Genomic DNA, 22,213 nt, shown 5'->3' with positions numbered 1-22,213 from the left:
GGTCGACGCTCGATTGCTCGCGATGATCGATAACGATAACGCGTGCTTCCGGATGAACGCCTCGCCTTTGAGTCCATCGTCGGAACGCCGCCCGGAGCAAGCTCGCTCCTACAGTTTGGCGATTCTGTCATGTCGTTCTAATACTAAGGTCGTCTGGAACCAGTTCCGCAGCCGCATAGAGTGGAAGACGTTACAACTTCATCTGTGCTGCGAGGATAAAAACAATGAACGACAGCATTTACCTCTCGATTCAAAACAGCCCGCGCTTCAAGGAGCTGGTTAGTAAGCGAGAAAGGTTCGCCTGGATTCTTTCGGCGATCATGCTTGGGCTTTACTCCGGATTCATCCTGTTGATTGCTTACGGGCCGCATATCCTGGGCGCGAAAATCAGTCCTGAATCATCGATTACCTGGGGCATACCCATTGGTGTCGGGCTGATTCTCTCGGCCTTTATCCTGACGGCAATCTACGTACGACGCGCCAATGGCGAATTCGACGACCTGAACAATGCGATTCTCAAGGAGGCTCAGCAATGATCCGGCGTCTAATGGCTCTATTGAGCATCGCAGCCTTTGCACCTGGCGCCTGGGCGGCTGAAGCCCTGACTGGCGAAGTGCACAAACAACCGCTCAACGTTTCCGCCATCCTGATGTTCGTGGCATTCGTCGGCTTGACCCTGTGCATTACCTACTGGGCCTCCAAGCGCAACAATTCGGCGGCCGACTACTATGCGGCGGGTGGCAAGATCACCGGCTTCCAGAACGGCCTGGCGATTGCCGGCGACTATATGTCCGCGGCGTCCTTCCTGGGTATTTCCGCCCTGGTGTTCACCTCCGGCTACGACGGCCTGATCTACTCGATCGGCTTCCTGGTGGGCTGGCCGATCATTCTGTTCCTGATTGCCGAGCGCCTGCGTAACCTGGGTAAATATACCTTTGCCGACGTAGCTTCCTACCGCCTGGGGCAAACCCAGATCCGCACGCTGTCCGCTTGTGGCTCGCTGGTGGTGGTAGCGTTCTACCTGATCGCGCAAATGGTCGGCGCCGGCAAGCTGATTCAGCTGCTGTTCGGTCTCGACTACTACGTCGCGGTGATCCTGGTCGGTATCCTGATGTGCATGTACGTGTTGTTCGGCGGCATGCTGGCGACCACCTGGGTGCAGATCATCAAGGCCGTGTTGCTGCTGTCCGGTGCTACGTTCATGGCAGTGATGGTCATGAAACACGTCAACTTCGACTTCAGCGCGCTGTTCTCCGAGGCGATCAAGGTTCACCCTAAAGGTGAGGCGATCATGAGCCCGGGCGGGCTGGTGAAAGACCCCGTCTCTGCGTTCTCCCTTGGTCTGGCCCTGATGTTCGGTACCGCTGGCCTGCCGCACATCCTGATGCGCTTCTTCACCGTGAGTGACGCGAAAGAAGCTCGCAAGAGCGTGCTGTATGCAACCGGCTTCATTGGCTACTTCTACATCCTGACGTTCATCATCGGCTTCGGCGCGATCCTGCTGGTCAGCACCAACCCGGCCTTCAAAGATGCGGCTGGCGCGCTGTTGGGCGGCAACAACATGGCGGCGGTGCACCTGGCCAATGCGGTCGGTGGCAGTATTTTCCTGGGCTTCATCTCGGCGGTAGCGTTCGCGACCATTCTGGCAGTGGTTGCCGGTCTGACGCTGGCCGGTGCCACGGCGGTATCCCACGACCTTTACGCCAGTGTGGTCAAGAAGGGCAAGGCCAACGACAAGGATGAGATCCGCGTCTCGAAAATCACCACCGTCTGCCTGGGTGTGCTGGCGATCGGTCTGGGTATCCTGTTCGAAAGCCAGAACATCGCGTTCATGGTGGGCCTGGCGTTCTCCATCGCGGCGAGCTGTAACTTCCCGGTGCTGCTGCTTTCCATGTACTGGAAGAAGCTGACCACGCGTGGTGCGATGATCGGCGGCTGGTTGGGCCTGGTCAGTGCCGTTGGCTTGATGGTGCTTGGGCCAACCATTTGGGTGCAGATTCTGCATCACGAGAAGGCGATCTTCCCGTACGAATACCCGGCGCTGTTCTCCATGGCCATTGCGTTTATCGGGATCTGGTTCTTCTCGATCACGGACAAGTCCACGGCTGGGGCCAATGAGCGGGCGTTGTTCTTCCCGCAATTTGTTCGCTCGCAGACGGGGTTGGGGGCGAGTGGGGCGGTTGCTCACTAAGACTTCAGGTTTCCATATATAAGCTGCGTTAAACAGAAATGCCCCGGTCGAAAGATCGGGGCATTTTTTTGTGGGCGCTGATGTTAACTGTAGGAGCTGGCTTGCCAGCGAAGGCGGCCTGCCAGCCGACCTGATCTCCCGGAATGTACCCAGACCCCCTGTAGGAGCTGCCGCAGGCCGCGATCTTTTGATCTTCAACATGATTGCGCGGTGCCTTCCCGGTCGGCCCTGAGGCCGCCGCGCATCAAAAGGGCCACAAACAAAAACGGCCCCTATAAATAGAGGCCGTTCCCGGTACAACTCAAGACATTATCGCAAGGCAGGTCTTATTTGCGGTCTTCCAGATCAGGAATGTCACGCGACTCGTAGCCGGTGTACAACTGCCGCGGGCGGCCGATCTTGTACGGGCTGGAGAGCATTTCTTTCCAGTGGGAGATCCAGCCCACGGTCCGCGCCAGGGCGAAGATCACGGTGAACATGCTGGTTGGAATGCCGATCGCCTTGAGGATGATCCCCGAGTAGAAGTCGACGTTCGGGTACAGCGAGCGTTCGATGAAGTACGGGTCGGTCAGGGCGATCTCTTCCAGGCGCATGGCCAGTTCGAGTTGCGGATCGTTGGTAATGCCCAGCTCTTTGAGTACTTCGTCGCAGGTCTGCTTCATCACGGTGGCGCGTGGGTCGCGGTTTTTGTAGACCCGGTGACCAAAGCCCATCAGTTTGAACGGATCGTTCTTGTCCTTGGCCTTGGCGATGTACTGGTCGATGTTCGAGACATCGCCAATTTCGTCAAGCATGGACAGAACGGCTTCGTTCGCGCCGCCGTGGGCAGGGCCCCACAGTGCAGCGATACCGGCGGCGATGCAGGCGAACGGGTTGGCACCCGACGAACCGGCCAGGCGCACGGTGGAGGTCGATGCGTTCTGCTCGTGGTCGGCATGGAGGATGAAGATCTTGTCCATGGCCTTGGCGAGCACCGGGCTGATCGGTTTGATCTCGCACGGGGTGTTGAACATCATGTGCAGGAAGTTTTCCGCGTACGTCAGGTCGTTGCGCGGGTACATCATGGGTTGACCCATGGAGTACTTGTAAACCATCGCTGCCAGGGTCGGCATCTTGGCCACCAGGCGGATCGCGGAGATTTCGCGATGCTGGGGGTTCTTGATGTCCAGGGAGTCGTGGTAGAAGGCCGAGAGGGCGCCGACTACACCGCACATGACGGCCATCGGGTGGGCGTCGCGACGGAAGCCGTTGAAGAAGGTCTTCAACTGCTCGTGAACCATGGTGTGGTTCTTCACGGTGCTGACGAACTGGGCCTTCTGTTCTGCGGTCGGCAGTTCGCCGTTGAGCAGCAGATAGCAGGTTTCCAGGTAGTCCGACTTTTCAGCCAGCTGTTCGATCGGGTAACCGCGGTGCAGCAGAATGCCGTTGTCGCCATCGATATAGGTGATCTTCGACTCGCAGGAAGCAGTCGACATGAAACCAGGGTCAAAGGTGAAACGGCCCGTGGCCGTCAGGCCCCGAACGTCGATAACATCGGGACCAACGGTGCCGGTTAAAATGGGCAGCTCGACGGGGGCTGCGCCCTCGATGATCAACTGCGCTTTTTTGTCAGCCATGTGGCCTCCTATTTATGCTTGAAATCATCAGACAGACCCCCCACGCAGGGCCCGCACCACTATAGTGAGATAAATTCGAATGTCAATTTGCCTAAACTCTTGCTCCAGAAGGCTTTAACCGGACTTTTTCCTCGAAATTGACTGCCATTTACGCCTTTTATCCCACTTGTGCAATGCGCTATTGGGGGTAGGCGAACGCGTTGTCATTAGTAGCCTAACTGTCTATACTCGGCCACCGACCGCCAGGGGCTTTTGGGCCTGCTTTATTGGGGGTCGCATCCCTGGGTGGTGGTTACCTGACCAGTGCACTCCCCAACAACTTTGCCCTGATTGTTAGGGGCTCTTCAGTGTGAAAAAAAAAGCCGTGAAAAGCCAACGACCTGTAAACCTAGACCTAAGGACCATCAAACTCCCCATCACCGGCGTTACGTCGTTTCTTCACCGTGTTTCCGGCATCATCCTCTTCCTGGGCCTTGGCTTCATGCTTTATGCATTGGGCAAATCCCTGGGTTCCGAGGAAGGTTTTGTCGACGTGAAGGCAACCTTGACCAGCCCGCTGGCCAAGTTCGTAGCATGGGGCCTCCTGTCCGCTCTTCTGTATCACCTGGTAGCCGGTGTGCGCCACTTGATCATGGATATGGGCATCGGTGAGACGCTTGAAGGCGGCCGCCTGGGCTCGAAAATCATCATCGCCATTTCCGTGGTGCTGATCGTTCTGGCAGGAGTTTGGATATGGTAACCAGCGTTACGAACCTTTCGCGTTCCGGTCTTTATGACTGGATGGCGCAACGTGTGTCTGCGGTCGTTCTCGCGGCTTATTTCATCTTCCTGATCGGATACCTCGCGGCGAACCCGGGCATTGGCTATGACCAATGGCATGGCCTGTTCGCCCACAACGGGATGCGTATCTTCAGTCTGCTGGCCCTTGTGGCCCTGGGCGCTCACGCCTGGGTCGGCATGTGGACCATCGCGACCGACTACCTGACGCCGATGGCGCTGGGCAAGTCCGCGACTGCAGTACGTTTCCTTTTCCAGGCAGTATGCGGCGTTGCGATGTTCGCTTACTTCGTCTGGGGTGTGCAGATTCTCTGGGGTATCTGATTCATGGCTAACATTCCAACGATTTCTTTCGACGCCATCATTATTGGTGGTGGCGGTGCCGGCATGCGCGCCGCGCTGCAACTGGCGCAAGGCGGTCACAAGACTGCCGTGATCACCAAGGTGTTCCCGACCCGTTCGCACACCGTTTCCGCTCAGGGTGGCATTACCTGCGCCATCGCTTCGGCTGATCCGAACGATGACTGGCGCTGGCACATGTACGATACCGTCAAGGGTTCCGACTACATCGGTGACCAGGACGCTATCGAATACATGTGTCAGGAAGGCCCGGCTGCGGTATTTGAACTGGACCACATGGGTCTGCCGTTCTCCCGTACCGAACAAGGTCGTATCTACCAGCGTCCATTCGGCGGCCAGTCGAAGGATTACGGTAAAGGTGGCCAGGCTGCCCGTACCTGCGCCGCGTCCGACCGTACCGGTCACGCGCTGCTGCACACGCTTTATCAGGGCAACCTGAAAGCCGGCACCACGTTCCTGAACGAGTACTACGCGGTTGATCTGGTGAAAAACCAGGAAGGCGAGTTCGTCGGTGTGATCGCCATCTGCATCGAAACCGGTGAAACCAGCTACATCCGTGCCAAGGCCACCGTTCTGGCCACTGGCGGTGCCGGTCGTATCTACTCGTCCACCACCAACGCCCTGATCAACACCGGTGACGGCGTCGGCATGGCTCTGCGTGCTGGCGTGCCGGTGCAAGACATCGAAATGTGGCAGTTCCACCCGACCGGCATCGCCGGCGCTGGTGTACTGGTGACTGAAGGTTGCCGTGGTGAAGGTGGTTACCTCATCAACAAGCACGGCGAGCGTTTCATGGAGCGTTACGCTCCGAACGCCAAAGACCTTGCCGGTCGTGACGTCGTTGCCCGTTCGATGGTTAAAGAGATCATCGCCGGTAACGGTTGCGGTCCGAATGGCGACCACGTACTGCTCAAGCTCGATCACCTGGGCGAAGAAGTACTGCACAGCCGCCTGCCAGGCATCTGCGAACTGTCCAAGACGTTTGCTCACGTTGACCCGGTGGTTGCCCCGGTTCCGGTCGTTCCGACTTGCCACTATATGATGGGCGGCGTTCCGACCAACATTCATGGCCAGGCGATCACCCAGGATGCCGAAGGCGTCGACACCATCATTCCTGGCCTGTTCGCAGTGGGCGAAGTGGCTTGCGTATCGGTTCACGGTGCCAACCGCCTGGGCGGCAACTCGTTGCTCGACCTGGTGGTGTTCGGTCGTGCTGCTGGTCTGCACCTGGAAAAAGCGCTGACCGACGGTATCGAATACGACGACGCCACCGACGCCAACATTGAAACGGCCCTGGCCCGTCTGTCCGCTCTGAACGAGCGTACCGATGGCGAAGACGTGGCAACCCTGCGTCGCGAGCTGCAAAACTGCATGCAGAACTACTTCGGTGTATTCCGTACCGGCGAATACATGCAGAAGGGTATTGCCCAGCTGGCTGACCTGCGCGTACGTATCGCCAACGTCAAGATCAACGATAAGTCGCAGGCGTTCAACACTGCACGTATCGAAGCGCTGGAACTGCAGAACCTGCTGGAAGTGGCCGAAGCCACCGCCATCGCTGCAGAGATCCGCAAAGAGTCCCGCGGCGCTCACGCCCGTGAAGACTTCGAAGACCGCGACGACGAAAACTGGCTGTGCCACACCCTGTTCTTCCCGGGTGACAAGCGCGTGACCAAGCGTGCTGTGAACTTCTCGCCGAAGACTGTTCCGACTTTTGAACCTAAGATTCGGACTTATTAAGGGTGGCCGCCATGTTGAAAGTCAGTGTTTATCGCTACAACCCTGATCAGGACGCTGCGCCGTTCATGCAGGAATTCCAGGTCGACACCGGGGGTAAAGACCTGATGGTGCTGGACGTGCTGGCCCTGATCAAAGAGCAGGACGAAGGTTTCTCCTATCGTCGCTCTTGCCGTGAAGGTGTTTGCGGTTCCGACGGCATGAACATCAACGGCAAAAACGGCCTGGCGTGCGTCACGCCGCTGTCTGCCGTCGTAAAAGGTAACAAGTTGGTTGTTCGTCCTCTGCCTGGTTTGCCGGTAATCCGTGACCTGGTCGTCGATATGAGCATCTTCTACAAGCAATATGAAAAGGTTAAGCCTTACCTGCAGAACGACACGCCGGCTCCGGCCATCGAACGTCTGCAGACCCCGGAAGAGCGGGAAAAGCTCGACGGTCTGTACGAGTGCATCCTGTGCGCTTGCTGCTCGACCTCTTGCCCGTCCTTCTGGTGGAACCCGGACAAGTTCCTGGGTCCAGCTGCCCTGCTGCAAGCGTATCGCTTCCTGGCAGACAGCCGTGACACCAAGACTGCCGAGCGTCTGGCTTCACTGGATGACCCGTTCAGCGTATTCCGCTGCCGCGGGATCATGAACTGCGTCAACGTTTGTCCGAAAGGCCTGAACCCGACTAAGGCCATCGGTCACATTCGTAACATGCTTCTGCAAAGCGGCGTGTGATTCAGCTGTAGTACCCGCAAGACCGCTGTACCCGTAGATGCTACGGCGCAGGCTTCAACCGGCGCCGTAGTTTTAACCTGAGCAGCAGCTTAAAAGGCTGCGGCTCTTATTTTGAAGAAATGAGACAAGCAGGGGCATCCGGGCTGGTACCCGGACTATCAGCGTGATCCTAGTGGCTTGTTTTAGTCGCTGCATTCGGACTTCTGCAAGCGTGCTCGGTGTCGACGCCGGTGGTGTTCCCCTAACCGAGGGTGACCAAGCATGCAAGAAAGCGTGATGCAGCGCATGTGGAACAGCGCCTACCTATCCGGTAGTAACGCTGCCTATGTGGAAGAGCTCTACGAGCTCTACCTGCACGACCCTAACGCTGTGCCAGAAGAGTGGCGCACCTACTTCCAGAAGTTGCCTGCCGACGGCAACTCTGCCACCGATGTTTCGCACTCCACGATTCGCGATCATTTCGTCTTGCTGGCAAAGAACCAGCGCCGCGCCCAACCGGTTTCCGCCGGCAGCGTGAGCAGTGAGCACGAGAAGAAGCAAGTTGAAGTGCTGCGATTGATCCAGGCCTACCGTATGCGTGGCCACCAGGCAGCCCAGCTTGACCCGCTGGGGCTGTGGCAGCGTCCTGCACCTGCAGACCTGTCGATCAATCATTACGGCTTGACCAATGCCGATCTTGATACGACCTTCCGTGCCGGCGACCTGTTCATCGGCAAAGAGGAGGCGAGCCTACGCGAAATTCACGAAGCGTTGCAGCAGACATATTGCCGCACCATTGGCGCTGAGTTTACGCACATCACCGATTCCGAGCAGCGCCAGTGGTTCCAGCAGCGTCTGGAAAGCGTGCGTGGCCGTCCGACGTACTCCGCCGACATCAAGAGCCACCTGCTCGAGCGCGTGACCGCCGGCGAAGGCCTGGAAAAATACCTGGGTACCAAATACCCGGGTACCAAGCGTTTCGGCCTGGAAGGCGGCGAGAGCCTGATTCCGATGCTCGACGAGCTGATCCAGCGTTCCGGTTCCTACGGCACCAAGGAAATCGTGATCGGCATGGCTCACCGTGGTCGCCTGAACGTGTTGGTCAACACCTTCGGCAAGAACCCGCGCGAGCTGTTTGACGAGTTCGAAGGCAAGAAAAAAGTCGAGCTGGGTTCCGGTGACGTTAAATACCACCAGGGCTTCTCCTCCAACGTGATGACTACCGGTGGTGAAGTTCACCTGGCCATGGCGTTCAACCCGTCCCACCTGGAAATCGTTTCGCCAGTGGTCGAGGGTTCGGTTCGCGCCCGTCAGGATCGTCGTAACGACCCGACCGGTGAGAAGGTTCTGCCGATTTCCATCCACGGTGACGCGGCATTCGCCGGTCAGGGCGTGGTCATGGAGACCTTCCAGATGTCGCAGACCCGCGGTTTCAAAACCGGCGGTACCGTGCACATCGTGATCAACAACCAGGTCGGTTTCACCATCAGCAACCCGCTGGACTCGCGTTCCACCGAGTACGCCACCGACGTCGCGAAAATGATCCAGGCGCCGATCCTCCATGTGAATGGTGATGATCCGGAAGCCGTATTGTTCGTGACCCAGCTGGCCATCGACTACCGCATGCAGTTCAAGCGTGACGTGGTGATCGATCTGGTCTGCTACCGTCGTCGCGGCCACAACGAGGCCGACGAACCAAGCGGTACCCAGCCGCTGATGTATCAGCAGATCGCCAAGCAGCGTACCACCCGTGAGCTGTATGCCGATCGCCTGACCCAGGGCGGTGTGCTCGACACCGAGCGTGTCCAGGCCAAGGTCGACGAATACCGCAACGCGCTGGACAACGGTCTGCACGTAGTGAAAAGCCTGGTCAAAGAGCCGAACAAAGAGTTGTTCGTGGACTGGCGTCCGTATCTGGGCCACGCCTGGACCGCGCGTCACGACACGCGTTTCGATCTGAAGACCCTGCAGGAACTGTCCGCCAAGCTGCTGGAAATTCCGGAAGGCTTCGTGGTTCAGCGCCAGGTCTCGAAAATCTACGAAGACCGTCAGAAGATGCAAGCCGGCGGCCTGCCGATCAACTGGGGTTACGCCGAAACCATGGCGTACGCGACCCTGGCGTTCGAAGGTCACCCGATTCGCATGACGGGTCAGGACATCGGTCGCGGTACGTTCTCGCACCGTCACGCCGTCCTGCACAACCAGAAAGACACTGGCAGCTACATTCCGCTGCAGAACCTGTACAAAGGTCAGCCACGTTTCGACCTGTACGATTCGTTCCTGTCCGAGGAAGCGGTTCTGGCGTTCGAATACGGTTATTCGACCACCACGCCGGAAGCGCTGGTGATCTGGGAAGCCCAGTTCGGCGACTTCGCCAACGGTGCCCAGGTGGTCATCGACCAGTTCATCACCAGTGGCGAGCACAAGTGGGGCCGTCTCTGCGGTCTGACCATGCTCCTGCCGCACGGTTATGAAGGCCAGGGTCCGGAGCACTCGTCGGCTCGTCTGGAGCGTTACCTGCAGCTGTGCGCCGAGCACAACATTCAGGTAGCCGTACCGACTACACCGGCTCAGATCTACCACTTGCTGCGTCGTCAGGTGATTCGCCCGCTGCGCAAGCCGTTGATCGTGCTGACGCCGAAGTCGCTGCTGCGTCACAAGCTCGCTGTGTCTACCCTGGAAGATCTGGCCGAAGGTTCGTTCCAGACCGTCATCCCGGAAATCGATGCACTGGATCCGAAAAAGGTCGAGCGCGTTGTTCTGTGTAGCGGCAAGGTCTACTACGACCTGCTGGAAAAACGCCGTGCCGAAGGCCGTGACGACATCGCCGTCGTGCGTATCGAGCAGCTGTACCCATTCCCTGAGGACGACTTGAAAGAAGTCCTGGCTCCTTACACCAACGTCAAGCATGCCGTTTGGTGCCAGGAAGAGCCGATGAACCAGGGTGCGTGGTATTGCAGCCAACACCACATGCGTCGCAGCATCAGTAACCTCGACAAGTCTCTCGTACTCGAGTACGCGGGCCGTGAGGCTTCTGCTGCACCTGCATGCGGTTACGCATCGATGCACGCCGAGCAGCAGGAAAAACTGCTGCAAGACGCCTTTACTGTTTAACGCCTTCGCGCACCTGAAACCGAATTTAAGGACCCACAGATAATGGCTATCGAAATCAAAGCCCCCACTTTCCCGGAATCGGTTGCCGATGGCACCGTTGCCACCTGGCACAAACAGCCGGGCGACGCCGTCAAGCGTGACGACCTGATCGTCGACATCGAAACCGACAAAGTCGTACTGGAAGTGTTGGCTACCGCTGACGGCGTGCTGGGCGCTATCGTCAAGAACGAAGGCGAGACTGTTCTGTCCGACGAAGTCCTGGGCTCCATCGAAGCGGGCGGCGCTGCTGCCGCTCCAGCCGCTGCCGCTGCTCCGGCCGCTGCACAGGCTGCTGCTCCTGCCGCCGAAGGCGAAGACGATCCTGTTGCTGCACCGGCTGCTCGCAAGCTGGCTGAAGAAAACGGCATCAACATCGCTTCCGTTGCCGGCACTGGCAAAGGCGGTCGTGTGACCAAGGAAGACGTGGTTGCAGCCGTTGCTGCCAAGAAAGCCGCTCCGGCTGCCGCGCCTGCCAAGGCTGCTGCACCTGCCGCTGCTGCTCCAGTGTTCGCTGCCGGCGATCGCATCGAGAAGCGCGTACCGATGACCCGCGTTCGCGCTACCGTCGCCAAGCGTCTGGTTGAAGCACAATCGAACATGGCGATGCTGACCACGTTCAACGAAGTCGACATGACCGAAGTCATGGCGCTGCGTTCGAAGTACAAGGATCTGTTCGAGAAGTCCCACAATGGCGTGCGCCTGGGCTTCATGTCGTTCTTCGTCAAGGCTGCCACCGAAGCGCTGAAACGCTTCCCGGCCGTCAACGCGTCGATCGACGGTGCGGACATCGTTTACCACGGCTACGCTGACGTCGGTGTGGCTGTTTCCAGCGACCGCGGTCTGGTTGTACCGGTCCTGCGTAACGCCGAACTGATGAGCCTGGCTGAAATCGAAGGCGGCATCGCCACTTTCGGCAAGAAAGCCCGTGACGGCAAACTGTCGATGGACGAGATGACCGGTGGCACGTTCACCATCACCAACGGTGGTACCTTCGGTTCGATGATGTCGACCCCGATCGTCAACCCGCCGCAAGCGGCCATCCTGGGCATGCACAACATTCTGCAGCGTCCTATGGCGATCAATGGTCAGGTTGTCATCCGTCCGATGATGTACTTGGCGCTGTCCTACGATCACCGTCTGATCGATGGCAAAGAAGCTGTGACCTTCCTGGTTACCATCAAGAACCTGCTGGAAGACCCGGCTCGTTTGCTGCTGGATATCTGATAGAAGCCGCTACAGGTTTCAAGCCACAAGCTGCAAGCGATTGCAGCCTGGCTTGAGGCTTGTGGCTTCAAGCTTGTTGCCAAAAGAGGATTTTTTGAATGTCGCAGAAATTTGACGTAGTAGTGATCGGCGCTGGCCCTGGCGGCTATGTGGCTGCCATCAAGGCCGCGCAGCTGGGTCTTTCGACGGCCTGCATCGAGAAGTACACCGACAAGGAAGACAAGCTGGCTCTGGGCGGTACCTGCCTGAACGTCGGTTGCATTCCTTCCAAGGCGCTGCTGGACAGCTCCTGGAAATACAAGGAAGCCAAAGAAGGCTTCGCGATCCACGGGATCAACCACGCCGGCGTGACCATGGACGTGCCAGCGATGGTCGGCCGCAAGGCCAACATCGTCAAGGGTCTGACTTCCGGTGTAGCGACCCTGTTCAAAGCCAACGGTGTGACCTCCATCCAGGGTCACGGCAAGCTGCTGGCCGGCAAGAAAGTCGAAGTCACCAAACCTGACGGTTCGGTAGAGATCATCGAAGCCGAAAACGTGATTCTGGCCCCTGGCTCGCGTCCGATCGACATTCCACCGGCTCCGGTTGACCAGAATGTGATCGTCGATTCGACGGGCGCGCTGGAATTCCAATCCGTACCAAAACGTCTGGGCGTGATCGGCGCTGGCGTGATCGGTCTGGAACTGGGTTCGGTCTGGTCCCGCCTGGGTGCGGAAGTCACCGTTCTCGAAGCGCTGGACACCTTCCTGATGGCCGCTGACGCTGCCGTTTCCAAGGAAGCGCTGAAAACCCTGACCAAACAGGGTCTGGACATCAAGCTGGGCGCTCGCGTCACCGGTTCCAAAGTGAACGGCGACGAAGTCGTGGTGAACTACACCGACGCCAAGGGCGAGCAGACCATCACCTTCGACAAGCTGATCGTAGCCGTTGGTCGCCGTCCGGTGACCACTGATCTGCTGTCCGCCGACTGCGGCGTGACCCTCGACGAGCGCGGTTTCGTGCACGTTGACGATCACTGCGCCACCACCGTACCGGGCGTTTTCGCAATCGGCGACGTGGTTCGCGGCATGATGCTGGCTCACAAGGCCTCGGAAGAAGGCATCATGGTCGTCGAGCGCATCAAGGGCCACAAAGCCCAGATGAACTATGACTTGATCCCTTCGGTTATTTATACTCACCCGGAAATCGCATGGGTCGGTAAAACCGAGCAGACCTTGAAAGCTGAAGGCGTTGAAGTTAACGTCGGCACTTTCCCGTTCGCAGCCAGTGGCCGTGCCATGGCAGCCAACGATACCGGCGGTTTCGTGAAAGTCATTGCCGATGCCAAGACTGACCGCGTATTGGGCGTCCACGTGATTGGCCCGAGCGCTGCAGAACTGGTTCAGCAGGGCGCGATCGGTATGGAATTCGGCACCAGCGCTGAAGACCTGGGCATGATGGTCTTCTCCCATCCGACCCTGTCCGAAGCCTTGCACGAAGCCGCTCTGGCAGTGAATGGCGGCGCCATTCACATCGCCAACAAGAAGAAGCGTTAAGACAATAAGAAACCACGGCGGTATAGCCCGTCGTGAGCCTTGCAAGCAAGACTCACCGCGGAACATCCGCTGGACGCAGTCTTGCGTAGCTGCACCGGTTGTCCGGAAAGGCTACGCAAGCAGCAGTCACAGGTGGTGCGGCACTTGAACGAGTGCAGCACCGAATGCGCAGTACCTAACGAAGACGGTAATAAGCATGAATCTTCACGAGTATCAGGGTAAGCAGCTGTTCGCTGAATACGGCCTGCCAGTATCCCAGGGTTTCGCCGTAGACACCCCGGAAGCAGCAGCAGAAGCATGCGACAAGATCGGCGGGACCGAATGGGTTGTCAAAGCCCAGGTTCACGCTGGTGGTCGCGGTAAAGCGGGCGGCGTCAAGCTGGTTCGCAGCAAGGAAGACGCCAAAGCATTCGCTCAACAGTGGTTGGGCAAGCGTCTGGTGACTTACCAGACTGATGCCAATGGTCAGCCAGTCACCAAGATCCTGGTTGAATCGTGCACTGATATCGCTAAAGAGCTGTACCTGGGCGCTGTCGTTGACCGTTCGAGCCGCCGCATCGTGTTCATGGCTTCCACCGAAGGTGGCGTGGACATCGAGAAAATCGCTCACGACACCCCTGAGAAAATCCTCAAGGCCACTATCGATCCACTGGTTGGCGCTCAGCCATTCCAGGGTCGCGAGCTGGCATTCCAGCTGGGTCTGGAAGGCAAGCAAGTGACTCAGTTCGCCAAGATCTTCGTGGGTCTGGCCAAACTGTTCAAGGATCACGACCTGGCTCTGCTGGAAGTGAACCCGCTGGTGATCAAGGCTGACGGCGATCTGCATTGCCTCGACGCCAAGATCAACATCGACGCCAACGCCATGTACCGTCAGCCTAAGCTGAAGACTTTCCACGATCCGTCGCAAGACGATCCGCGCGAAGCGCACGCTGCCAAGTTCGAACTGAACTACGTAGCGCTGGAAGGCAACATCGGTTGCATGGTCAACGGTGCTGGCCTGGCCATGGGTACCATGGACATCGTCAACCTGCATGGCGGCAAACCAGCCAACTTCCTCGACGTGGGCGGCGGTGCTACCAAAGAACGCGTGACCGAAGCGTTCAAGATCATCCTGTCCGACACTAACGTCGCTGCAGTATTGGTCAACATCTTCGGCGGCATCGTTCGTTGCGACATGATTGCCGAAGGCATCATCGGCGCTGTGAAAGAAGTCGGCGTGAAAATCCCGGTTGTTGTTCGCCTTGAAGGCAACAACGCTGAGCTGGGCGCTAAAGTACTGGCAGAAAGCGGTTTGAACATCATCGCTGCTACCAGCCTGACCGACGCTGCTCAACAAGTTGTCAAAGCTGCGGAGGGCAAATAATGAGCGTCCTGATCAATAAAGACACCAAAGTTATCTGCCAGGGTATTACCGGTTCGCAAGGTAGTTTCCACACCCAGCAAGCTCTCGAATACGGCACCAAGATGGTCGGTGGCGTTACTCCGGGCAAAGGCGGCACCGAGCACCTGGGTCTGCCAGTGTTCAACACCGTGAAAGACGCTGTAGCTGCCACTGGCGCCACCGCCAGCGTGATCTACGTTCCAGCTCCTTTCTGCAAGGACTCGATCCTGGAAGCTGCTTTCGGCGGCATCAAGCTGATCGTTTGCATCACCGAAGGCATTCCTACCCTGGACATGCTGGACGCTAAAGTTAAGTGCGACGAGCTGGGCGTAGTCCTGATCGGCCCTAACTGCCCAGGCGTGATCACTCCAGGCGAATGCAAGATCGGCATCATGCCAGGTCACATTCACTTGCCAGGCAAGGTCGGTATCGTTTCCCGTTCCGGCACCCTGACCTACGAAGCTGTGAAGCAGACTACTGACGCCGGTTTCGGTCAGTCGACTTGCGTCGGCATCGGCGGTGACCCGATCCCGGGTTCGAACTTCATCGACATCCTGAAGCTGTTCCAGGAAGACCCGAAGACCGAAGCGATCGTGATGATCGGCGAGATCGGCGGTTCGGCTGAAGAAGAAGCGGCTGCCTACATCAAGGCACACGTGACCAAGCCGGTTGTTTCCTACATTGCTGGTGTGACTGCCCCTGCGGGCAAGCGCATGGGCCATGCTGGCGCAATCATCTCTGGCGGCAAAGGCACTGCAGACGAGAAGTTTGCTGCCCTGGAAGACGCAGGCGTTAAAACCGTGCGTTCGCTGGCAGACATCGGCAAGGCTCTGTCCGAGCTGACCGGTTGGGCGATGAAGTAAGCCTCGCGCTTAACTTGTAGCTCTGCTGACAAAGGCCACCTTCGGGTGGCCTTTGTCGTTTCCGACCGAATCAAATGACGCATCGGTTCCTGTAGGAGCCGGCTTGCTGGCGAACCAGGCGACGCGGTCCATCAGACGTGCCGCATTCGCGGCGATGCGGCGATCCGACAAGCCAGCTCCTACAGGGTTCACCGTAGGATGAACGTTATGTATGAAAACGCGACACTGAAATGTCGTGTATCGGATAGTTCGCACCCTAACAGTGCGTTTTGCGAGCAAATTCGTTAGGCTAGCCGCCATTTTTGCGTCCGCAGCCCATAAGGCCGCTACGCGCTAAACGGGTCAGTCCCATACGGACCGACAGCATTTCCCTCACCCATAGGGAAGTCCCCCTCTAAATTCCGATTCAGTAGTGTGGTATTTCCTTAATGAAAGTGTTGAAAGGCCAGGACATCCTGGCACTTGGATTCATGACCTTTGCCCTGTTTGTCGGGGCTGGCAATATTATCTTCCCGCCTATCGTCGGCTTGCAGGCCGGACCTCATGTCTGGCTGGCGGCGCTGGGCTTTCTGATCACCGCAGTCGGTCTGCCGGTGATTACCGTGGTCGCCCTGGCCAAAGTCGGCGGCGCCATGGATGCCTTGAGCAGCCCGATCGGTAAAGTCGCCGGGGGCCTGCTGGCCGCTGCCTGCTACCTGGCTGTCGGCCCGTTGTTCGCGACGCCGCGCACCGCGACCGTATCCTTCGAAGTCGGCCTGGCACCGCTGACCGGCGAGAGCCCGCTGGCACTGTTCCTCTATAGCTCGGTGTACTTCCTGCTGGTGTTCTTCATCTCGCTGTACCCGGGCCGTTTGCTGGATACCGTAGGACGCTTCCTCGCACCGCTGAAGATCATCGCCTTGGCTATTCTCGGCATCGCCGCGTTTGCATTGCCGGCCGGCGACATCGGCGTCGGTACTCCCGAGTACGTGGCGGCACCGTTTTCTCAGGGCTTCATCAATGGTTACCTGACCATGGATACCCTGGGGGCACTGGTCTTCGGCATTGTCATCGTCAATGCCATCCGCTCCCGTGGTGTCGAGTCGCCGGCGCTGATCACCCGTTACGCGATCATTGCCGGGCTGATTGCCGGCGTAGGCCTGGCCCTGGTGTACGTCAGCCTGTTCCGTCTCGGTTCGGGCAGCCATGAAGTGGCCGCCGGTGCGACCAATGGCGCGGCGGTATTGCACGCTTACGTGCAGCACACCTTTGGCTCCCTGGGCAGCGGTTTCCTGGCAGTGTTGATCGCCCTGGCATGCCTGGTCACGGCGGTCGGCCTGACCTGTGCCTGCGCTGAATACTTCAGTCGCGTGCTGCCACTGTCCTACAAAACCCTGGTGATCATCCTTGCCGCGTTTTCCCTGCTGGTGTCCAACCTGGGCCTCACCAAGCTGATCGCGTTCTCGATCCCGGTACTGACCGCGATCTACCCGCCGTGCATCGCCCTGGTGGCCCTGAGCTTCTGCAAGGACTTCTGGCATGAGCAGGGCCGTATTGTCGGCCCGGTGATGCTGGTGTCCTTTATCTTCGGCCTGATTGATGCACTCAAAGGCGCCGGTCTGGCGGACTGGCTGCCGACGCAGCTGGCTCACCTGCCGTTGAGCGAGCAAGGTCTGGCGTGGCTGGTACCGTCGGTCATGACCCTGGTGGTTGCGGTGGTGTGTGATCGTTTGCTGGGCAAGCGCGAAGAAGCGCTGGCGTAAGCTGCTGCAAGGGCCGCCACAAGCGGGCCTGTGACAGCACAAACTGAAATGCCCCGTATCAATCGATACGGGGCATTTTTTATGCGCGTGATGCAGTGTCTTTTTTCTTAAGCTAACGTCGAAACACTGCAAAGACCTCATGTGGGAGCGGGCTTGCTCGCGAAGACGGCTTATCATTCAACATTGATGTCGACTGACCCACCGCTTTCGCGAGCAAGCCCGCTCCCACAGGGTTGCGGTACACCGCAAATATGTCACAAGGACCTGCATGTCGTTCATCCTCGCCAACCTGATCCACATTCTCGCCGCCGCCTGGTTCGTGATCTGCTGGGGCGGCTACACGCGCTATGCGACGTGGAAAGCCCGGGACACCGCGTGCCTGGCCAGCGTCCTGCACCTGTACCGCGAAGACTGGATGCGCCGCATGCTGCTGCGCGATAACCGTATCGCCGACGCCAGCGTGATCGGCAACCTGGAGCGCAACGCCTCGTTCTTCGCGTCCAGCACGCTGATTATCCTGGCCGGCATTCTCACGGTGCTGGGTGCGTCCGAAAGGGCCGTGTCGTTGCTGGCGGATATCCCGATGGTGCAGCAAGCGTCCCAGGGCATGTCGGAAATCAAGTTGTTATGCCTGGCGATGGTATTCGTCTATGCGTTCTTTACCTTCAGCTGGTGCATGCGCCAGTACAACTTCGCGGCGATCCTGGTGGGTTCGGCACCCATGGTCGGTGAACGGCATGTTTCCGAGCAGGAACGCAAAGCCTTTGCCGCCCGGGCAGCCCGGGTCATTTCCATGGCCGCCAACCAGTTCAACTTCGGCCTGCGCTCTTATTACTTCGGCATGACCATGCTGGCCTGGTTCGTCAGTCCCTGGTTGTTCATGTTGATGAGTACCGGCGTGGTGTTGGTGCTCTATCGTCGGGAATTTCACTCCGACGTTCTCGACGTAATGGTCTATACCCCTACAGAGGCTCCCTTGCCCGAGCCGAGTAAAGAGGTCGCTTGATGAGTATTCCGTTCTGGTGTGTGTTTATCAGTGCCTTGCTGATTTATGTGGCGCGCATCCCGGTAACCAAGGCCATGAAAGAGCAGGGTGGTTACGATAATCACCTGCCACGCCAGCAGCAGGCGCAACTTACCGGCTTCGGGGCCAGGGCGCTGGCGGCGCATCAGAACTGTATCGAGGCATTCATATTGTTTGCGGTGGGGGTGTTGATGGCGCATACCACGCAGACGGCGGGGTGGCTTATCGATTCGCTGGCAATCATCTTCGTGATAACACGAATCATTTATTTGCTGTGCTATTGGGTAGACCTGGCCTGGCAGCGCAGCCTGGTGTGGTTGGTGGGCTTAATCTGTTCGTTGTTGCTGATGATTAGTCCGACTTTTAGAACGATTCTGCTGTGACGCCAGTATCGCAGACCAAAGAAAACCCGCACTTGGCGGGTTTTCTTTTATCACGCTAAAAACTGTTTTAGTTTTTAGGTGCTGCTTCCGGAGCAGTTTCTTCTACTGCAGCTTTGTTCGATTCAGCCTGAGCTTTGGCAGCTTCGGCGTTTTCTTTTGCTGCGTCGTTCACTTTATCCTGAGCTTTGTTCATGTCTTGCTGAGCTTGCTCAGCATGTTGGTTGGCATCTTGAGCTTTGTCCTCGGATTTTTTATCGCAAGCAGCGAGACCGAGGGAAGCGGTCAACATCAAGGCAATAGCTAAAGTCTTACGCATGGGGTGTTTCTCCTTATGGAAAATATCTACTGGCCTTTCGAGCACAGCGCTCAGCGTTAAGTTCCTCAATTCATACAGATATATAAGAATATTCCGGCGGGAACTTTTACTCAAAGCGCCTGGTGCGATCTCAGGACACTAACAAGAGTTTTTATCAAATGGCCGAAAACCCCGTTTTTGAGCGTGCGACACGATTCCTGTCGGCGCTGCGACATTGTCAGGTCCTTGGGCTGCGGGTTCACAGCGCGAGTGGTGAAGGGCTTACCGTAATCTTGCCGTACAGCCCGCAAATCGTCGGCAATCCGCTAACCGGCGTCATCCATGGCGGGGCACTGACGTCGCTGATGGACACCGCCTGTGGCATGTCCACCCTCTGCGTGTTGCCCGAGTTCGAAGTGTGTCCGACCCTGGACCTGCGTATCGATTACATGCACGCCGCCGAACCGCACAAAGATGTCTATGGATTTGCCCAGTGCTACCGGGTCACCACCGATGTGATCTTCGCCCGCGGCTTTGCCTATCAGGACGACCCCGAACAACCCATCGCCCATGTCGTCGGCACCTTCATGCGCATGGGTAAAGCCATCAAGGGCACCAAAGGGTTTGGCGGTGTCATCGTCGGACGTGCGCCATGACTGACAACTTCAAGGAGCAACTGCAACAGGCCCATGAACAGGGGGACTACGCCTCGCTGCTGCACCGGGTTCCCTATGCGAAACTGATCGGCATCGAGTGTTCGCGGGTTGGGGATGAGTTGTTGTTTCGCTTGCCGGCTAACAAGGACAATATTGGCAACCCTCTGCTGCCGGCGATTCATGGCGGCGTGATTGCCGGGTTCATGGAATTGTCCGCGGCGCTGCACCTGCTGGTTTTCACCGGATCACCCGGCGTGCCGAAGATCATCGACTTCTCCCTCGACTACCTGCGCGCAGGGCAATTCCGTGACACCTGGGCCAGGTGCCAGGTATGTCGCCAGGGGCGGCGCGTTGCCAACGTAGCGATTACGGCCTGGCAAAGTACCGAATCCGAGCCGATTGCCACGGCCCGGGCTCATTTCAAAATCGAAGAGCCCTTGAAATCCTGATCTGAGCCCCCAACTTTGATGACAACCCGCCGCCGACCGTCAAGGTCGCGGCTTATGCCATCTGATTGGAGTTTGATGACCATGAGTGTGGAAACTCAAAAGGAAACCCTGGGCTTCCAGACCGAGGTGAAGCAACTGCTGCACCTCATGATCCATTCGCTGTATTCCAACAAGGAAATTTTCCTTCGCGAATTGATCTCGAACGCCTCTGACGCTGTCGATAAATTACGCTTTGAAGCCTTGGCCAAGCCTGACCTGCTGGAAGGTGGCGCCGAGCTGAAGATCCGTGTGAGCTTTGACAAGGACGCTAAAACCGTCACCCTCGAAGACAACGGCATCGGCATGAGCCGCGAAGACGCGATCACCCATCTGGGGACCATCGCCAAGTCCGGCACTGCCGACTTCATGAAACACCTGTCTGGCGATCAGAAAAAAGATTCGCACCTGATCGGTCAGTTCGGTGTGGGTTTCTACTCTGCATTCATCGTTGCCGACAAAGTCGACGTGTTCAGCCGCCGTGCCGGTGCTGCTGCCAGCGAAGGCGTGCACTGGTCGTCCAAGGGTGAAGGCGACTTTGAAGTCGCTACCGTTGAAAAAGCCGAGCGCGGCACCCGTATCGTCCTGCACCTGAAGTCGGGTGAAGACGAATTCGCCGACGGCTGGCGTCTGCGCAACATCATCAAGAAGTACTCCGATCACATCGCACTGCCGATCGAGTTGCCGAAAGAAGCGGCAGCCGTTGAAGGTGAAGAGCAACCGGCCGTTGAATGGGAAACCGTCAACCGCGCCAGTGCCCTGTGGACTCGCCCGCGTACTGAAGTCAAGGACGAGGAATACCAGGAGTTCTACAAGCACGTCGCTCACGATTTCGAGAACCCGCTGAGCTGGAGCCATAACAAGGTCGAAGGCAAGCTGGAATACACCTCGCTGCTCTATGTGCCGGCCCGTGCACCGTTCGACCTGTACCAGCGTGAAGCCCCCAAAGGCCTGAAGCTGTACGTGCAGCGTGTATTCGTGATGGATCAGGCCGAGTCGTTCCTGCCGCTGTACCTGCGCTTCATCAAAGGCGTGGTCGATTCCAACGACCTGTCGCTGAACGTGTCGCGGGAAATCCTGCAGAAAGACCCGATCATCGACTCCATGAAGTCGGCGCTGACCAAGCGTGTGCTCGACATGCTGGAAAAACTGGCGAAGAACGACCCTGAGCAGTACAAGAGCTTCTGGAAAAACTTCGGCCAGGTCATGAAAGAAGGCCCGGCGGAAGACTTCGCCAACAAAGAGAAAATCGCCGGCCTGCTGCGTTTCGCCTCCACTCAGGGCGAAGAAGGCGAGCAAGTGGTTTCCCTGGCCGAATACCTGGCGCGCGCCAAGGAAGGTCAGGACAAGATCTACTACCTGACCGGCGAAACCTACGCGCAGGTCAAAAACAGCCCGCACCTGGAAGTCTTCCGCAAGAAAGGCATCGAAGTGCTGCTGCTGACCGACCGCATCGATGAGTGGCTGATGAGCTACCTCAGCGACTTCGACGGCAAGAACTTTGTCGACGTGGCGCGCGGTGACCTGGACCTGGGCAACCTGGACTCGGAAGAGGACAAGAAAGCCGCGGAAGAAGTCGCCAAGTCCAAAGAAGGCCTGGTCGAGCGTCTGAAAACGGCATTGGGCGATTCGGTGGCCGAAGTGCGGGTTTCCCACCGCCTGACCGATTCCCCGGCGATTCTGGCCATCGGCGAGCAGGACCTGGGCATGCAGATGCGTCAGATCCTCGAAGCCAGCGGTCAGAAGGTTCCGGAGTCGAAGCCGATCTTCGAATTCAACCCGGCTCACCCGCTGATCGAGAAACTCGACAACGAGCAGAGCGACGAGCGCTTCGGCGACCTGTCGCACATCCTCTTCGATCAGGCGGCCCTGGCGGCCGGCGACAGCTTGAAGGACCCGGCCGCGTATGTGCGCCGCCTCAACAAGCTGCTGGTTGAACTGTCGGTTTAACGGCGTAGAACAAAAAAACCCGCTTCGGCGGGTTTTTTTTACTGGGGCTTTTGTAGTCCTGGGAGGAGGGTGTCAGTGCCGGCCCATTCGCGAGCAAGCCCGCTCCCACATTGGATCGGCGTCGACCGTAAAATTTGCGTACG

19 protein-coding genes are annotated in these 22,213 nt (G+C 58.1%); 17 read left to right on the top strand and 2 right to left on the bottom strand.

Annotated elements, in window-relative coordinates:
• Positions 1-224: 224 nt before the first annotated feature.
• On the top strand, positions 225-536 hold the full coding sequence (locus BZ163_RS06095) for a DUF485 domain-containing protein (RefSeq protein WP_017337238.1): 312 nt from the start codon (positions 225-227) through the stop codon (positions 534-536).
• Positions 533-2,191, top strand: a complete 1,659-nt coding sequence (locus BZ163_RS06090; RefSeq protein WP_128870183.1) for a cation acetate symporter — start codon at positions 533-535, stop codon at positions 2,189-2,191. Before BZ163_RS06095 ends, BZ163_RS06090 begins: the two co-directional genes overlap by 4 nt.
• A gap of 326 nt (positions 2,192-2,517) precedes the next feature.
• On the opposite strand, the gene gltA is transcribed toward BZ163_RS06090, so the two are convergent.
• Complete coding sequence (gltA, locus tag BZ163_RS06085) at positions 2,518-3,807, bottom strand: citrate synthase (protein WP_128870182.1); 1,290 nt, start codon at positions 3,805-3,807, stop codon at positions 2,518-2,520.
• 364 nt (positions 3,808-4,171) lie between these two features.
• On the opposite strand from gltA, the gene sdhC reads away from it, so the two are divergent.
• The 12 genes from sdhC to BZ163_RS06025 all read left to right on the top strand — a co-directional run bounded on the left by sdhC (position 4,172) and on the right by BZ163_RS06025 (position 18,684).
• A complete protein-coding gene (sdhC, locus tag BZ163_RS06080; protein ID WP_128870191.1) occupies positions 4,172-4,546 on the top strand; it encodes a succinate dehydrogenase, cytochrome b556 subunit in 375 nt (124 codons plus the stop codon).
• Positions 4,540-4,908: a succinate dehydrogenase, hydrophobic membrane anchor protein gene (sdhD, locus tag BZ163_RS06075; RefSeq protein WP_007977503.1), complete on the top strand. Its 369-nt coding sequence runs from the start codon at positions 4,540-4,542 to the stop codon at positions 4,906-4,908. Before sdhC ends, sdhD begins: the two co-directional genes overlap by 7 nt.
• Positions 4,909-4,911: 3 nt before the next feature.
• Positions 4,912-6,684: a succinate dehydrogenase flavoprotein subunit gene (sdhA, locus tag BZ163_RS06070; RefSeq protein WP_128870181.1), complete on the top strand. Its 1,773-nt coding sequence runs from the start codon at positions 4,912-4,914 to the stop codon at positions 6,682-6,684.
• A gap of 11 nt (positions 6,685-6,695) precedes the next feature.
• On the top strand, positions 6,696-7,400 hold the full coding sequence (locus BZ163_RS06065; protein ID WP_128870180.1) for a succinate dehydrogenase iron-sulfur subunit: 705 nt from the start codon (positions 6,696-6,698) through the stop codon (positions 7,398-7,400).
• Positions 7,401-7,661: 261 nt separating this feature from the next.
• Positions 7,662-10,493: a 2-oxoglutarate dehydrogenase E1 component gene (locus BZ163_RS06060; RefSeq protein WP_128870179.1), complete on the top strand. Its 2,832-nt coding sequence runs from the start codon at positions 7,662-7,664 to the stop codon at positions 10,491-10,493.
• A gap of 42 nt (positions 10,494-10,535) precedes the next feature.
• The gene (gene odhB, locus BZ163_RS06055) at positions 10,536-11,756 is read left to right on the top strand and encodes a 2-oxoglutarate dehydrogenase complex dihydrolipoyllysine-residue succinyltransferase (RefSeq protein WP_128870178.1); all 1,221 of its coding nucleotides are present in this window, start codon (positions 10,536-10,538) and stop codon (positions 11,754-11,756) included.
• 98 nt (positions 11,757-11,854) lie between these two features.
• Positions 11,855-13,291, top strand: coding sequence for a dihydrolipoyl dehydrogenase (gene lpdA, locus BZ163_RS06050; RefSeq protein ID WP_128870177.1), 1,437 nt, complete (start codon positions 11,855-11,857; stop codon positions 13,289-13,291).
• A 196-nt stretch (positions 13,292-13,487) separates the two neighbouring features.
• Positions 13,488-14,654, top strand: a complete 1,167-nt coding sequence (gene sucC, locus BZ163_RS06045) for an ADP-forming succinate--CoA ligase subunit beta (protein WP_103498765.1) — start codon at positions 13,488-13,490, stop codon at positions 14,652-14,654.
• Positions 14,654-15,535 (top strand): succinate--CoA ligase subunit alpha, encoded by an 882-nt coding sequence (gene sucD / locus BZ163_RS06040; RefSeq protein ID WP_027922418.1) that lies wholly within the window; start codon positions 14,654-14,656, stop codon positions 15,533-15,535. The genes sucC and sucD overlap by 1 nt, the downstream gene beginning before the upstream one ends.
• Positions 15,536-15,963: 428 nt before the next feature.
• Positions 15,964-17,277 (top strand): branched-chain amino acid transport system II carrier protein, encoded by a 1,314-nt coding sequence (gene brnQ, locus BZ163_RS06035; protein WP_128870176.1) that lies wholly within the window; start codon positions 15,964-15,966, stop codon positions 17,275-17,277.
• 268 nt (positions 17,278-17,545) lie between these two features.
• Positions 17,546-18,283 (top strand): DUF599 domain-containing protein, encoded by a 738-nt coding sequence (locus BZ163_RS06030; RefSeq protein ID WP_128870175.1) that lies wholly within the window; start codon positions 17,546-17,548, stop codon positions 18,281-18,283.
• Positions 18,283-18,684, top strand: a complete 402-nt coding sequence (locus BZ163_RS06025) for an MAPEG family protein (protein ID WP_128870174.1) — start codon at positions 18,283-18,285, stop codon at positions 18,682-18,684. The genes BZ163_RS06030 and BZ163_RS06025 overlap by 1 nt, the downstream gene beginning before the upstream one ends.
• Before the next feature lie 67 nt (positions 18,685-18,751).
• Here BZ163_RS06025 and BZ163_RS06020 read toward each other — a convergent pair whose 3' ends face one another.
• On the bottom strand, positions 18,752-19,000 hold the full coding sequence (locus tag BZ163_RS06020) for a hypothetical protein (RefSeq protein WP_128870173.1): 249 nt from the start codon (positions 18,998-19,000) through the stop codon (positions 18,752-18,754).
• Between the two features lie 158 nt (positions 19,001-19,158).
• Between BZ163_RS06020 and BZ163_RS06015 the strand changes: the two genes are divergently transcribed.
• The 3 genes from BZ163_RS06015 to htpG all read left to right on the top strand — a co-directional run bounded on the left by BZ163_RS06015 (position 19,159) and on the right by htpG (position 22,070).
• Positions 19,159-19,635, top strand: coding sequence for a PaaI family thioesterase (locus BZ163_RS06015; protein ID WP_128870172.1), 477 nt, complete (start codon positions 19,159-19,161; stop codon positions 19,633-19,635).
• Complete coding sequence (locus tag BZ163_RS06010) at positions 19,632-20,084, top strand: PaaI family thioesterase (RefSeq protein WP_128870171.1); 453 nt, start codon at positions 19,632-19,634, stop codon at positions 20,082-20,084. The genes BZ163_RS06015 and BZ163_RS06010 overlap by 4 nt, the downstream gene beginning before the upstream one ends.
• 81 nt (positions 20,085-20,165) lie before the next feature.
• Entirely contained in the window at positions 20,166-22,070 is a 1,905-nt protein-coding gene (htpG, locus tag BZ163_RS06005) for a molecular chaperone HtpG (protein ID WP_128870170.1), read from the top strand.
• The last annotated feature ends 143 nt before the right edge of the window (positions 22,071-22,213 follow it).

The sequence above is a fragment of the Pseudomonas sp. VI4.1 genome, from assembly GCF_002029345.1.
Lineage (GTDB): Bacteria > Pseudomonadota > Gammaproteobacteria > Pseudomonadales > Pseudomonadaceae > Aquipseudomonas.
Note: the sequence above shows the minus strand (reverse complement) of the source record. Positions and strands in the feature narration are given on the sequence as shown.

What these genes read in the sequence shown, in the direction of transcription:
- odhB (WP_128870178.1), top strand. Translation starts at nt 10,536, where the DNA reads ATGGCTATCGAAATCAAAGCCCCCACTTTCCCGGAATCGGTTGCCGAT.
- BZ163_RS06010 (WP_128870171.1), top strand. Translation starts at nt 19,632, where the DNA reads ATGACTGACAACTTCAAGGAGCAACTGCAACAGGCCCATGAACAGGGG.
- BZ163_RS06090 (WP_128870183.1), top strand. Translation starts at nt 533, where the DNA reads ATGATCCGGCGTCTAATGGCTCTATTGAGCATCGCAGCCTTTGCACCT.
- BZ163_RS06065 (WP_128870180.1), top strand. Translation starts at nt 6,696, where the DNA reads ATGTTGAAAGTCAGTGTTTATCGCTACAACCCTGATCAGGACGCTGCG.
- htpG (WP_128870170.1), top strand. Translation starts at nt 20,166, where the DNA reads ATGAGTGTGGAAACTCAAAAGGAAACCCTGGGCTTCCAGACCGAGGTG.
- BZ163_RS06015 (WP_128870172.1), top strand. Translation starts at nt 19,159, where the DNA reads ATGGCCGAAAACCCCGTTTTTGAGCGTGCGACACGATTCCTGTCGGCG.
- BZ163_RS06030 (WP_128870175.1), top strand. Translation starts at nt 17,546, where the DNA reads ATGTCGTTCATCCTCGCCAACCTGATCCACATTCTCGCCGCCGCCTGG.
- lpdA (WP_128870177.1), top strand. Translation starts at nt 11,855, where the DNA reads ATGTCGCAGAAATTTGACGTAGTAGTGATCGGCGCTGGCCCTGGCGGC.
- BZ163_RS06020 (WP_128870173.1), bottom strand. Translation starts at nt 19,000, where the DNA reads ATGCGTAAGACTTTAGCTATTGCCTTGATGTTGACCGCTTCCCTCGGT.
- BZ163_RS06095 (WP_017337238.1), top strand. Translation starts at nt 225, where the DNA reads ATGAACGACAGCATTTACCTCTCGATTCAAAACAGCCCGCGCTTCAAG.
- sdhD (WP_007977503.1), top strand. Translation starts at nt 4,540, where the DNA reads ATGGTAACCAGCGTTACGAACCTTTCGCGTTCCGGTCTTTATGACTGG.
- sdhA (WP_128870181.1), top strand. Translation starts at nt 4,912, where the DNA reads ATGGCTAACATTCCAACGATTTCTTTCGACGCCATCATTATTGGTGGT.
- BZ163_RS06060 (WP_128870179.1), top strand. Translation starts at nt 7,662, where the DNA reads ATGCAAGAAAGCGTGATGCAGCGCATGTGGAACAGCGCCTACCTATCC.
- sucC (WP_103498765.1), top strand. Translation starts at nt 13,488, where the DNA reads ATGAATCTTCACGAGTATCAGGGTAAGCAGCTGTTCGCTGAATACGGC.
- BZ163_RS06025 (WP_128870174.1), top strand. Translation starts at nt 18,283, where the DNA reads ATGAGTATTCCGTTCTGGTGTGTGTTTATCAGTGCCTTGCTGATTTAT.
- gltA (WP_128870182.1), bottom strand. Translation starts at nt 3,807, where the DNA reads ATGGCTGACAAAAAAGCGCAGTTGATCATCGAGGGCGCAGCCCCCGTC.
- sucD (WP_027922418.1), top strand. Translation starts at nt 14,654, where the DNA reads ATGAGCGTCCTGATCAATAAAGACACCAAAGTTATCTGCCAGGGTATT.
- brnQ (WP_128870176.1), top strand. Translation starts at nt 15,964, where the DNA reads ATGAAAGTGTTGAAAGGCCAGGACATCCTGGCACTTGGATTCATGACC.